This window comes from Micromonospora sp. CNZ303, from assembly GCF_004345505.1.
On sequence record NZ_SLVT01000004.1, the window covers coordinates 153,226 to 165,825 of the forward strand.

Sequence of the window (12,600 nt, forward strand, 5' to 3'; positions counted from 1 at the left end):
TCGATGACAGCGAGAAGTCGGCGTACCGTCGGGTCGCAGTCAGCGTCGGCGCCGGGCTCCGGCGTAGGCTTGCCGGAGTGTTGTTCCCCACAGTTCCGTCAGTTCAAGGAGTCGCCCCGTGACCGCCGGCCGCCCGCCCCGCGTGCTCATCGACGCCACGAGTGTCCCCGTCGACCGTGGTGGTGTCGGTCGATACGTCGACGGCCTGCTCGGCGCCCTCGGCAAGGTGTGCGGATCGGGGGTGGACCTGGCCGTCGTCTGTCTGCGTACGGACCTGGAGCGCTACACCCGGATGCTGCCGGGTGCGGAGATCGTCCCGGCCCCGGCGGCCGTCGCGCACCGTCCCGCCCGGCTCGCCTGGGAGCAGACCGGCCTGCCGCTGCTCGCCCAGCAGGTGGGCGCGCAGGTGCTGCACTCGCCCTTCTACACCTGTCCGCTGCGCGCCGGCTGTCCCGTCACGGTGACCGTGCACGACGCCACGTTCTTCACCGAGCCGGAGCACTACGACAAGTCGCGGCGCACCTTCTTCCGCAGCGCGATCAAGACGTCGCTGCGCCGCGCCAACCGGGTGATCGTGCCGAGCAAGGCCACCCGGGACGAGCTGATCCGGCTGCTCGACGCGGACCCCACCCGGATCGACGTGGCCTACCACGGCGTCGACCACGCGGCCTTCCACGCGCCCAGCGACGAGGAGAAGGCCCGGGTCCGGGCCCGGCTGGGGCTCGGCGGCACCAACTACGTGGCCTTCCTCGGTGCCAAGGAGCCCCGCAAGAACGTGCCGAACCTGATCCGCGGCTGGGCCCGCGCGGTGGTCGACCGGGCGGATCCGCCGGCCCTGGTGATCGCCGGCGGTCAGGGGCACGACGACGACATCGACCGTGCGGTGGCGGAGGTCCCGTCGCACCTGCGGCTGCTCCGCCCCGGCTATCTCCGCTACGCGGACCTGCCCGGCTTCCTCGGCGGGGCGCTGGTGGCCGCCTACCCGTCCTACGGGGAGGGTTTCGGCCTGCCGATCCTGGAGGCGATGGCGTGCGCCGCCCCGGTGCTCACCACGCCCCGGCTGTCGCTGCCGGAGGTGGGCGGCGACGCGGTCGCGTACACCAGCGAGGCGCCCGACCAGATCGCCACGGACCTGGCCGCGCTGCTCGACGACGAGCAGCGGCGGTTGTCCCTGGCGAAGGCCGGTTTCGACCGGGCCAAGGAGTTCACCTGGGAGTCCAGCGCCGAGGTGCACATCGCCGCCTGGAGCCGGGCCCGGGCATGACCGCCGTGGCCGGCGGCGCGAGAAGGCGTCCCCGGTCAGGCGAATCGGGCATGATGTGCGGGTGATCTACGCCGTGATCCCGGCGGGTGGCAGTGGCACGAGATTGTGGCCACTGTCCCGCGCCGGCCATCCCAAGTTCCTCCACCCGCTGACCGGCTCCGCCGCCTCGCTGCTCCAGGCGACGGTGGACCGGCTGGGTCCGCTGACCACCGCCGAACGCACCCTGGTGGTCACCGGAACCGCGCACGTGACGGCGGTGGCGCGTCAGCTCGCCGGGCTGCCGGAGGAGAACATCCTGGTCGAGCCCTCGCCCCGGGACTCGTGCGCGGCGATCGCCCTGGCCGCCGCGGTCATCGCGCGGCGCGACCCGGAGGCGGTGATGGGTTCCTTCGCCGCGGACCACCTGATCGGTGACCCGGAGCGCTGGCGGGAGGTCGTCCGGGAGGCGGTACGCGGCGCCGAGCAGGGCCTGCTCATGACGGTCGGCATCACCCCGACCCGGGCCGAGACCGGCTACGGCTACCTCCAGACCGGCGACCCGGTCGACGGTGGCCCACTGCGGCCGGTGGCCGAGTTCAAGGAGAAGCCGAGCGCCGAGGTGGCCGAGGCGTACCTGCGCTCCGGGCGGCACCTCTGGAACGCCAGCATGTTCGTCTGGCGGGTCGACGTGTTCCTCGCCGAGCTGGCCCGCCAGCAGCCCGCCCTGCACGCCGGGATCGTCGCGATCGCCGAGGCATGGGGCACCGAGGAGCAGGACGACGTGCTCGGCACGGTCTGGCCGACGCTGCCGAAGATCTCCGTCGACTACGCGGTGATGGAGGGGGCGGCGACCGCCGGCCGGGTGGCGACCGTGCCGGGCGACTTCGGCTGGAACGACGTCGGCGACTTCCACACCCTTGGCGAGGTGCTGCCCGCCGACGCGGACGGCAACGTGGTGCTCGGCGCCGACGCCAAGCCGGGGGTGCTGCTGCGGGACAGCACCGGACTGGTGGTGGTGCCCCACTCCGGACGGCTGGTGGCCGCCGTCGGCGTGCGCGACCTGGTCATCGTCGACACCCCGGACGCGCTGCTGGTCTGCCCCCGCGACCGGGCACAGGACGTGAAGAAGGTCGTCGACGAGCTCAAGGAACGGGGCGAAGAGGGGCTCGTCTGAGCGTCGCCAGGGCCGGGGCGACCAGGTGCGCCGTCCCGCCGGCCAGCGGCTCCGGCAGCCGGTCCGGCGGGAACCAGCCCAGCGCCTCGGACTCCTCGCTGACCCGCTCCACGGCCCCGGGAGGGGCGAGCACGGCGAAGCGCACGTCGTGGTGCAGCGAGCCGCCCTGGCAGCTCACCGGGTGGATGTCGACGTCGATCGGGACGGGGTCGATCAGCAGGCCGGCGATGCCGGACTCCTCGCCGGCCTCGCGCAGGGCGGCGGCGGCGAGGGTCCGGTCGGCCGGCTCGCAGTGGCCGCCGAGCTGCACCCACCGCCGGAACTTGCCGTGCAGGCAGAGCAGCACCCGCGACCCGGTGGCGTCGAGCACCAGCGCGCTCGCCGTGACGTGCCCCGGCCGGTGCGCCCGGCTCATCGCCACCGGCCCGGCGGCCAGCAGCGCGACCGTCCGGTCGCGGGCCTCGGCGGCGGCCGGGCCGGTCGGCTCCCACCGGCTCAGCGTCGCGACGGCGTCGGCGTGCAGCGCCGCGTACACCTCGGCGTGCCGCGCCTCGTCCGTCTCGGCGGGCGCGGCCGCGCGCGGCTCCGCGCCCGACGGTCGGGAGGCGGCGGTGGGGAAGTCGGCCATGTCGACACTGTACGAGCCGACGCTTCGTACCCTGGCCCGGTGACCCTGCGACTGTTGGAGTTCGTCGTGGCCGGCAACGAGGCCAGCGACCTGCTGCCGGTGCGCTCCGTGCCGCTGCTGCGGGCGCACGGTGCCCGGCGGGGCTTCTGGACCGTGCTCGACGAGGGGCCGGTGGAGCACTGCCTGGCCCTGCTGCTGGAGCTGGACGACGGCCGCTGGGTCGCCCACCACGTGGCCGCCGACGCCGGGGCCGAGAACGGTCGCACGGAGGACGGCGAGGCGCTCGCCCACCACGACGGCTGGGTGTACGTCTTCGGGTCCCACTTCGGTTCGAAGGCGGGACCGCTGCGCCCGCGACGCGCCTTCGTGGCCCGGTTCCGCGAGGACGACGCGGCGGCGGGCCCCCTGCCGGTGCAGGTGGTGCGCAACCGGTTCCGGCTGCACCGGGCGGTCAACGACGCCCTGCTGAAGGCGGCGTTCACCCCGCTGCCGCCGGGCGAGCGGGTGCGGGCCCGGTTCATCGGGGAGACCGTCGCCCGGGGCACCGCCCGGTCGAAGGGCTGGGTCGACCGGCTCGTCCCCGACGACCTGCCGCTGAACGTGGAGGCGGCGGCCTTCACGCCGGCCGGCGGGGTCCTGCTCGGGCTGCGGTTCCCGGTCACCGCCGACGGCGAGCCGATCCTGGTCGAGCTGACCGGTGTGCCGGAGATGTTCGATTCGGCGCCGAGCTGGCCGCGGGCGGCGGGAGCGTACGTCCTGACGGGGGTGACGCCGCCCGGCGCGCTGGCCGGCTTCCGGGCGATCACGCCCACGGACGACGGCGGCTACGCGGCGATCGTCGGGTCGATCGACGCGTTGGGCAAGGGTTCGGTGCTGCTCGACGACCATCCGGCCGGCGGCGAGGTCACCTCCCGGCACGTGCGGTTTCGCGCACCCGGCGACAAGCATCTGGTCCCCGGCGAGCTGGTGGCGGACCTGGCGCCGTTCCACCACGTGGAGGGAGTGGCCGAGTGGGACGGGCAGAGCTTCTACGTCACCGACGAGGACCATCGGGTGGCGCTCTGGGTCGCCTGAGCTGTGGTGGACCGGCGGCCGGACGACACCTCCGCGGAACACGGCCGCAGACCCTCGTGGTGCCGCCCGGTCGCCGGTCTCTCCCCGTCCCCCGGGTGCCCGTTTCCAGGCGCGTCGGGTGACGTGCCCGCCCCCGTGTACGGGCAGTGAGAGCATGCCGAACGGCCCCCGGAGGCGTCGAGGTCTTTCAGTCCACGCTTAAAGACGGAGATAAGTGCCGGCCAGGTACAGTGCAAACGGTTGCCAGGCATCCCCTCTGCCGGGCGACGCGGGAGCCGTCCATGCTGAAGATCTACTTTTCCGCCGAGGACATCCTCCGGACCCGGGTGGCTCCGGCGGCGGATCCGGTGTGGGAGCTGGTTCTCAGCCTGCACCTGCTGCCCGGTCGTGGCCGGGATCCGCTGCTGGCGGGCTGGCGGCGTAGCGTCACGCGCGGGCTGCGCGAGGTCAGCGACTCGGCGGGACTGCGCCTGTTGTTGACGCTCAACCCGCCCCGCGGCTACTTCCCCGACTTCCTCACCCCGTACGACAGCGTGTCGGGGTTCGACGCCGGCATGGAGGCGGTCCGCAGCACCCCCACGGCCCTGCTGCAACGCGACCTGGCGCTGCTCGCCGCCAACAGTGCCCTGCCCGTCGGCGCCGGGGCGCTGGCCCGGGGGGAGCCGGACATCCTGCGCGGTCTGACCGGCGCGATGGAGCGCTACCGGGGCCTGGCGATCGACCCGTACTGGACCCGGATCCAGGCCGCGGTGGAGGCCGACCGGGCCAGGCGGGCCCGCGCCCTGCTCGACGGCGGGGTGGAGGGGCTGCTGGCCAGCATGCGGCCCGCCATGCGCTGGGAGGCCGGCATGCTGGAGATCCGCGACTACCCGCACAGCCGGGAGCTGCACCTGGGCGGGCGCGGCCTGCTGCTGGTGCCGTCGTTCTTCTGCGCGGCCACGCCGGTCGCCCTGCTCGATCCGGCTCTGCCCCCGGTCCTCGTCTATCCGGTGGACCGGCTCGGCGGCCTGCTGCCGGCCCCCGGCGAGGGCGGCGGACCCGGTGCGTCGGATCCGGGGCGGGAGGCGCTGGCGGCGCTGCTCGGCCGGACCCGGGCCGCCGTGCTGGCCGCCAGCGACGACGGCTGCACCACCGGCGAGGTGGCCCGCCGGCTCAACATCTCGGCCGCCGCCGCGAGCCAGCACACCACCGTGCTGCGCAACGCCGGCCTGCTGGTCAGCCAGCGCGACCGCAACACCGTCCTGCACACCCTGACCCCGTTGGGGCGGGCGATGCTCAACTCCTGAGCGCGCCCGGTGCCGTCAGCCGGTCCCGGGCGGGGGCGGCTGGTGACGGTGCCCCTGCCCACCCGGGTGCCGTCAGCCGGTCCCGGGCGGGGGCGGCTGGTGACTCCGCCCGGGTGCCGTCAGAGGGCGAGCGCGGCGCTGGCGGTGGTGCCCGGGGGCGGGGGGAGCAGCAGGGAGGCGACACCCTCGGCCGCCAGGGCGGCGCGGAGGCGTTGCAGGTCGGCGCCGAAGCGGACCAGGTCGACCGGGCTGGCCGGGGTGGCCGGGGATCCCAGCACCAGCGTCGTCGCCTCCGCCGGCCAGCCGGGCACCCGGGAGGTCAGCCCGGCGCGGGCCTCCTCGTCGGAGACCAGGCTGAAGACCGTGCCGGGCGCGATCACGCCCGCGACCGTGCCGATCGCCCGGCGTACGGCCTCCGGGTCGGGCGGGGTCGGGCCGGGGCCGTCCGGCAGGGTGGCGGCGGCGGCCAGCCCGGCGGCCCTCGCCTCGGCGGTGCCCAGCGAGAAGAGGTCCATCGACGCGTCCCGGACCAGCGCCGACGCGCCGACACCGTCGTCGGGCCGGGGCGCGGCGAGGTAGCCGCGCACCACCGCGACGGGCATCTGGTCACACTTGCCCTTGATCAGCTCGCCGGCGCCGGCCAGCTCGTCCACCACCGCCATCTGGGTGAGCTGGAGCTCGTTGCCGTACGGGTCGACCTCGCCCCGGTGGTCGCGGATCGCGTCCATCCCGGCGACGCCGAGAGCCACGTCGGTGAGCCCGTTGCGCCAGGGCCGGCCCATCGTGTCGCTGACGATCACCGCGACGTCCACGCCGTGGCGCTCGCGCAGGGCGGCGCGCAGCGCCCGGGCGGAGGCGTCCGGGTCCTCGGGGAGCAGCACCAGCCGGGTCTTGTCGACGTTCGAGGCGTCGATGCCGGCCGACGCCATCACGAAGCCGTGGTGGGTCTGCACGATCCGGGTCGCGCCCCGGGTGGCCACCACCCGCGCCGTCTCGGCGGCCAGCACCTCGTCCCGCGCGGTGAGCCGCTCGGGCCCGTCCGCCGGGACGTCGACGAGGCGCCCCTCCGCCTTCGAGACGATCTTGCTGGTCACGACCAGCACGTCGCCGTCGCGCAACCAGGGCGCGGCGGTGGCGATCAGCGCCGCCAGGTCGTCGCCCTCGGACACGTGGCCGATGCCCGGCACCGGCAGGATCTCAAGCCTCACGTCAGCTCCAGCGCGGCGCGGACCATGGCCGCCGTCGCCGCCTCGTCGGTCATCCGCAGCGGTGCCGCGCGGACCGTCACCTCCGGCACCACCGTGTCGGCGTCCTCCTCGGCGACCAGCCAGCCGTCGAGCAGCCCGCCGGCCGACCGGCCGCCGTAGAGCCGGCCCACGCCGGCCGCGCTGCACTCCACCCCGAGCACCGCCAGGCAGCGGTCGGCCATGCCGCGCACCGGCGCGCCGCCGATGATCGGCGACACGCCGACCACCGGCGCGGGGCCGTCGGCGACCGCCTCGCGCAGCCCGGGCACGGCCAGGATCGGGGCGACGCTCACGACCGGGTTGCTCGGCGCGATCAGCACCACGTCGGCCCCGGCGACGGCCTCCAGCACGCCGGGTGCCGGCCGGGCGGCCTCCGCGCCGACGAAGACGAACCGGTGGGTGGGGACGTCACCGCGGTGGCGTACCCACCACTCCTGGAAGTGGATCGCCCGCTGGCCGCCGTCGAGCTCCACCACCACGTGCGTCTCCAGCCGGTCGTCGGTCGCCGGCAGCATGCGTACGCCGGGCTGCCAGCGGGCGGCGAGCGCCTCGGTGACGGCGTGCAGCGGGTAGCCGGCGTTGACCATCGTGGTCCGCACCAGGTGGGTGGCGATGTCCTTGTCGCCGAGCCCGAACCAGCTCGGCTCGGCGCCGTACGCGGCCAGTTCCTGCTTGACCGTCCAGCTCTCGCCGACGCGCCCCCAGCCCCGCTCCGGATCCGCGCCGCCACCCAGCGTGTACATCACGCTGTCCAGGTCGGGGCAGACCTTGAGCCCGTGCAGGAGCAGATCGTCGCCGACGTTGACCACGGCGGTCACCTCGGCGCCGGCCTCACGGGCGTACGCCCGCACGCCGACCAGGAAGCGAGCACCTCCGATGCCGCCCGTCAGAACCACGATGCGCATGTCGCCCATCCTCGCGTACGGGCCGCCTCCGGTCCGCGTGTGGGCCGGGAGACTAGGCTCACGTCGGCAACTGTCCGCATTCGCCCCGAGGGGGATCCCGTGACCAGCCCCGCCGAGCCCGCGTCCACCGACGCGACGCAGGCCAGCCAACTGACCAAGCCGCTGCGTGAGCTCGCCGCCTTCGTGCTCCTCGGCGCGAACGCCGTGTTCCTCTTCGTCGGCCTGATCCGGCTGGTGACGCCCACCGAGTACAGCACGATCGGCGGCCGGGCGGGCAGCGCCTTCTTCGCCTTCGTCGGCGTGGAGTCGGTGTTCCTGCCGCTGCTGGCCGTGCTGCTCGCCACGCACGTGAAGCCCCCGGTGCCGAAGGCGAAGCTGATCACCCAGGTCGCCCTGGGCGAGTACGCCGTCAGCGCGCTGTTCGGCGGGCTGACCTTCCTCTTCTGGACGGTCGACCGGCTGGCCGAGGGCGAGATCCTCGACGCCTTCCTGGGCCTGCTGAGCCGCGTGGCCTGGCTGGCGCTGTTCGCCGTCGCCGCGTACGTCGTGTTCAAGGTCTGGCGCACCCTCTACTACGTGCCGAAGCCGAAGCCGCAGCCGGGCGTGTACGGCCAGCCCCAGCCCGGCTGGCCCCAGCAGCAGGGCGGCTACCCCGCCCCGGGCCAGCAGGTCCCGGGCCAGCAGGTCCCGGGCCAGCAGGTCCCCGGTCAGCAGGTCCCCGGTCAGCAGGTTCCCGGTCAGCAGGGCGGCTGGCAGGCGCCGGGCCCCTACGGCGCTCCGTACGGTCAGCAGCCCGCGCCGTACGCCGGCGGCCCGCAGCCGGGCTCGCCGTTCGCCCCGGCCCCGCAGTCGGCGCCCCCCGCCGCTCCCACCCCGCAGTCCGCGCCCCCGTTCGGCCAGCCGCAGAGCGCCCCGCCGTTCGGCCAGCCGCCCTCGGCCGACCCGACCCAGGCGATTCCGCGCCAGCCCGTCGAGCCGGCGGAGCCCACCCAGGCGATTCCGCGTCCCGCCGCCGACGAGACCGACCGGACCCAGCGCATCAACCCCGGCGAGAGCCCCGACGCCCCGCGCTGACCGCGACCCAGCCCCACCCGAGCGCCCCACCCGAGCGCCCCACCCGAGCGCCCCACCCGAGCGCCCCGCACGGCTCCCCGTGCGGGGCGCTCGCCGTCCCACCCCCACTGCCCTGCCCACCCAACTGCCCCTGCCCCACCCCGCCCCCAGGCCGCGTTGATCAAGAGGTTTTGGCCTGCAAAAGGTGCCCGCTGAGGCCAGAACCTCTTGATCAACGCCCGGGAGCTGCCGGGGAGCTGCCGGGGAGCCGCCCCGGGAGCTGCCCAGCCACCTCCGAGTCGCCCGATGGCCGCCCGGCAGCCGCCCGCAGGCCGCCCGGCAGCCGCCCGCAGGCCGCTCGGTAGCCGCCTCGGAGGCGCGCCCGGTAGTCGCCTCCGGGGCGCGGTGGGGAGCGGGTGCCGGGGGTCGGCGGCGGGGTGGGCGCGGGGAGGGGAGCGGGGGTGGGGTGCGCTGGGTCACGGTGTGGGCCGGGTGGGTGAGGTGGGACGGGGCGGATGAGCGCCTAGGCTGGGCGGATGGTTGATCGCACCGTGCCCGGCCCGACCGATGCGAGCGTGCGGCGGGCACTGCACCGGGCCGCGAGCGGGCGGGCGCTCGACGTCGACGAGGCCACCGCGCTGCTGGCCGCCCGGGGCGGGGCGCTGGACGAACTGCTCGACGTGGCGGGCGCCGTGCGCGACGCCGGGCTGCGCGAGGCCGGGCGGCCGGGCGTGGTCACGTACTCGAAGAAGGTTTTCATTCCCCTCACCCGGCTGTGCCGGGACCGGTGCCACTACTGCACCTTCGCGACCGTGCCGCACCGGCTGCCGGCGGCCTTCCTCGACCGGGACGAGGTGCTCGCCATCGCGCGGGCGGGCGCGGCGCAGGGCTGCAAGGAGGCCCTGTTCACGCTCGGCGACCGGCCGGAGGAGCGCTGGCCGGCGGCCCGGCAGTGGCTGGACGAGCGCGGCTACGACTCCACGCTCGACTACCTGCGCGCCTGCGCGGTGGCGGTGCTGGAGGAGACCGGGCTGCTGCCGCACCTCAACCCGGGCGTGCTCTCCTGGTCGGAGTTGCAGCGGCTCAAGCCCGTCGCGCCCAGCATGGGGATGATGCTGGAGACCACGGCGACGCGGCTGTGGTCGGAGCCGGGCGGTCCGCACTTCGGCTCGCCGGACAAGGAGCCGGCGGTACGGCTGCGGGTGCTCGACGACGCGGGCCGGGTCGGGGTGCCGTTCACCACGGGCATCCTGATCGGCATCGGTGAGACCCCGGCCGAGCGGGTCGACGCGATCTTCGCGATCCGCCGGGCGCACCGCGAGTACGGCCACCTCCAGGAGGTGATCGTGCAGAACTTCCGCGCGAAGCCGGACACGGCGATGCGCGGGATGCCCGACGCGGAGCTGCACGACCTGGCCGCCACGGTGGCGGTGGCCCGGGTGCTGCTCGGGCCGAAGGCCCGGATCCAGGCCCCGCCGAACCTCATCGCGGGCGAGTACGACCTGCTGCTGCGCGCCGGCATCGACGACTGGGGCGGGGTGTCCCCGCTGACGCCGGACCACGTCAACCCGGAGCGCCCCTGGCCGCAGATCGACGAGCTGGCCCGGCACACGGAGAAGTCCGGCTTCACGCTGCGCGAGCGGCTGACGATTTACCCCGAGTACGTGCGGGCCGGCGACCCGTGGCTGGACCCGCGCCTGCTGCCGCACGTCGGCGCGCTGGCCGACCCGGCGACCGGGCTGGCCGTGGAGGCGGCCCGACCGGTGGGCCGGCCCTGGCAGGAGCCCGACGAGACGTACGGCGGCCGGACCGACCTGCACGCGACCATCGACACCACCGGGCGCACCGGCGACCGGCGCGGCGACTTCGACCACGTCTACGGCGACTGGTCGGAGGTGGCCGGCAAGGTCACCGCCGGGGCGGGGAGCGGCACCGACGGCGACCTGCGGGCGGGGTTGCGGCTGGCGGCCGACGACCCGGCGGCGCTGCTGGAGCCCCGGCACGCCGACGCCGCGCTGGCGCTGTTCGCCGCCGACGGGCCGGCGCTCGACGAGCTGTGCCGGCTCGCCGACGACGTCCGCCGGGCGGCGGTCGGCGACGACGTGACGTACGTGGTCAACCGCAACATCAACTTCAGCAACGTCTGCTATGTCGGCTGCCGGTTCTGCGCCTTCGCCCAGCGGGAGCGCGACGCCGACGCGTACCGGCTCTCGGTGGACCAGGTCGCCGACCGGGCCGAGGAGGCGTGGGCGGCCGGTGCCAGCGAGGTCTGTCTCCAGGGCGGGATCGACCCGAAGCTGCCGGTGACCGTCTACGCCGACCTGGTCCGGGCGATCAAGGCGCGGGTGCCGGGGATGCACGTGCACGCGTTCTCGCCGATGGAGATCGTCACCGCCGCCGCGAAGGCCGGCGTGCCGGTGCGGGAGTGGCTGACCGGGCTGCGCGAGGCCGGCCTGGACACCATCCCGGGCACCGCCGCCGAGATCCTCGACGACGACGTGCGCTGGGTGCTCACCAAGGGCAAACTGCCGGCCGCCGCCTGGGTCGACGTGGTCGGCACGGCCCACGAGCTGGGCATCCGGTCCAGCTCCACCATGATGTACGGCCACGTGGACCACCCCGCACAGTGGCTCGCGCACTTCCGGGTGCTGGCCGGGTTGCAGGACCGTACGGGCGGGTTCACCGAGTTCGTGGCGCTGCCGTTCGTACACACGAACGCGCCGATCTACCTGGCCGGCATCGCCCGCCCGGGGCCGACGTGGCGCGAGAACCGGGTCGTGCACGCGATGGCCCGGCTGCTGCTGCACGGCCGGATCGACAACATCCAGTGCTCGTGGGTGAAGCTCGGCGACGAGGGCACGGCGGCGATGCTGCGGGGCGGCTGCAACGACCTGGGCGGCACGCTGATGGAGGAGACGATCTCCCGGATGGCCGGCTCCGGCAACGGCTCGGCCCGTACGGAGGAGCAGTTGATCGCCATCGCGACGGCCGCCGGACGACCGGCCCGCAAACGCACGACCGCGTACGGCAGCCCTCGTCCCTAGCATCGACGGGTCGCCTGACCGTCCACAAAGGACACCGCGCTGCACGCCGCCGGCCGGGCCGGTCGCGTGAGCCGCGTCCGTACCGCCTGATGGGACGAGCGCCGGCCGGTCTTGAGGATTTCTGTCGCAAGTGGAGGGACGGCCGGATCCGTCCGGCCCAGCAGCGTGTCGGCGGCTCGCCGCGATCCGGGGGACGCCGTCGTGCCGCCGCGCCGCGTCCACATCGTGGGCGCAGCGCCGTCGGCGTCTCCGGCTCGACGGGCGGTCCGCGCCAACTCGGGTTAACCTGTGCCCCACCAAGATCAACGGATCGTGGTGGGTGACTTCCGAGGGTCCTCATCGGCCTTCCCCGTCGGGTCGGCGGGGAGGCGCCACGGGAGAAAACTCGGGCAACTCGCCGGAGAGGGCGTTACTCGGCCGGGGTCTGAATCGATAGGGCAGGTTGCGAGGCCGGGTGGCCGGGTGGCCGTCCGGAGTGTTGTCGGGAGGGCGACTCCATTATCAAGTTCAGCTTGACGGCGCACGCATTACACGCGTGTAATTTGAATGGGGTTGTTCGCGCGGAACGCAACAAATCGGGACCGTACGGACAAGCACGCCTTCCGCGTGGGGGGTTGCAGCGGCGATGACGCCGGTGCGCGACAAGGAGGCATCTGATGGACGGCCAGCTTGAGGTGGCCGACCTGCTCGGAAACGCGCCGGAGTGGCAGGAGCGGGCGCTCTGCTCCCAGACCGATCCGGAGGCGTTCTTTCCCGAGAAGGGCGGCTCGACCCGCGAGGCGAAGCGGATCTGCTCGCGCTGCGAGGTGAAGACGGAATGCCTCGAATACGCTCTCGGCCACGACGAGCGGTTCGGGATCTGGGGCGGGCTCTCCGAGCGGGAGCGGCGCAAGCTCAAGCGGCGGGTCGCCTGAGCCTTGCCGGGCCGGGGCGGTGGGGGCCGCCC

General features: G+C 74.7%; 10 protein-coding genes. 7 read left to right on the forward strand and 3 right to left on the reverse strand.

Annotation, left to right across the window (positions count from 1 at the left end; genetic code table 11):
* Positions 1-118 precede the first annotated feature (118 nt).
* Complete coding sequence (locus tag EV374_RS09055; RefSeq protein ID WP_132233520.1) at positions 119-1,264, forward strand: glycosyltransferase family 4 protein; 1,146 nt, start codon at positions 119-121, stop codon at positions 1,262-1,264.
* A 61-nt stretch (positions 1,265-1,325) separates the two neighbouring features.
* Positions 1,326-2,417 carry a sugar phosphate nucleotidyltransferase gene (locus EV374_RS09060; protein WP_132233522.1) on the forward strand — a complete coding sequence of 364 codons (1,092 nt, stop codon included), beginning with the start codon at positions 1,326-1,328 and terminating at the stop codon, positions 2,415-2,417.
* Here the strand turns inward: EV374_RS09060 and EV374_RS09065 are convergent.
* A complete protein-coding gene (locus EV374_RS09065) occupies positions 2,386-3,045 on the reverse strand; it encodes an NUDIX domain-containing protein (protein WP_132233524.1) in 660 nt (219 codons plus the stop codon). The two genes, EV374_RS09060 and EV374_RS09065, sit on opposite strands and share 32 nt — an antisense overlap.
* A 39-nt stretch (positions 3,046-3,084) precedes the next feature.
* On the opposite strand from EV374_RS09065, the gene EV374_RS09070 reads away from it, so the two are divergent.
* On the forward strand, positions 3,085-4,119 hold the full coding sequence (locus EV374_RS09070) for a glycoside hydrolase family 183 protein (RefSeq protein WP_132233526.1): 1,035 nt from the start codon (positions 3,085-3,087) through the stop codon (positions 4,117-4,119).
* 281 nt (positions 4,120-4,400) lie between these two features.
* Positions 4,401-5,405: a winged helix-turn-helix domain-containing protein gene (locus EV374_RS09075; protein ID WP_132233528.1), complete on the forward strand. Its 1,005-nt coding sequence runs from the start codon at positions 4,401-4,403 to the stop codon at positions 5,403-5,405.
* Positions 5,406-5,524: 119 nt separating this feature from the next.
* Here EV374_RS09075 and EV374_RS09080 read toward each other — a convergent pair whose 3' ends face one another.
* Positions 5,525-6,613: a coenzyme F420-0:L-glutamate ligase gene (locus tag EV374_RS09080; RefSeq protein ID WP_132233530.1), complete on the reverse strand. Its 1,089-nt coding sequence runs from the start codon at positions 6,611-6,613 to the stop codon at positions 5,525-5,527.
* Positions 6,610-7,557: a 2-phospho-L-lactate transferase gene (gene cofD, locus EV374_RS09085; protein WP_132233532.1), complete on the reverse strand. Its 948-nt coding sequence runs from the start codon at positions 7,555-7,557 to the stop codon at positions 6,610-6,612. Before cofD ends, EV374_RS09080 begins: the two co-directional genes overlap by 4 nt.
* A 99-nt stretch (positions 7,558-7,656) precedes the next feature.
* Between cofD and EV374_RS09090 the strand changes: the two genes are divergently transcribed.
* The 3 genes from EV374_RS09090 to EV374_RS09100 all read left to right on the forward strand — a co-directional run bounded on the left by EV374_RS09090 (position 7,657) and on the right by EV374_RS09100 (position 12,568).
* Positions 7,657-8,631: a hypothetical protein gene (locus tag EV374_RS09090; RefSeq protein WP_132233534.1), complete on the forward strand. Its 975-nt coding sequence runs from the start codon at positions 7,657-7,659 to the stop codon at positions 8,629-8,631.
* A 515-nt stretch (positions 8,632-9,146) separates the two neighbouring features.
* On the forward strand, positions 9,147-11,654 hold the full coding sequence (locus EV374_RS09095; RefSeq protein ID WP_132233536.1) for a bifunctional FO biosynthesis protein CofGH: 2,508 nt from the start codon (positions 9,147-9,149) through the stop codon (positions 11,652-11,654).
* Between the two features lie 656 nt (positions 11,655-12,310).
* Positions 12,311-12,568, forward strand: a complete 258-nt coding sequence (locus EV374_RS09100) for a WhiB family transcriptional regulator (protein WP_088980572.1) — start codon at positions 12,311-12,313, stop codon at positions 12,566-12,568.
* Positions 12,569-12,600 lie beyond the last annotated feature (32 nt).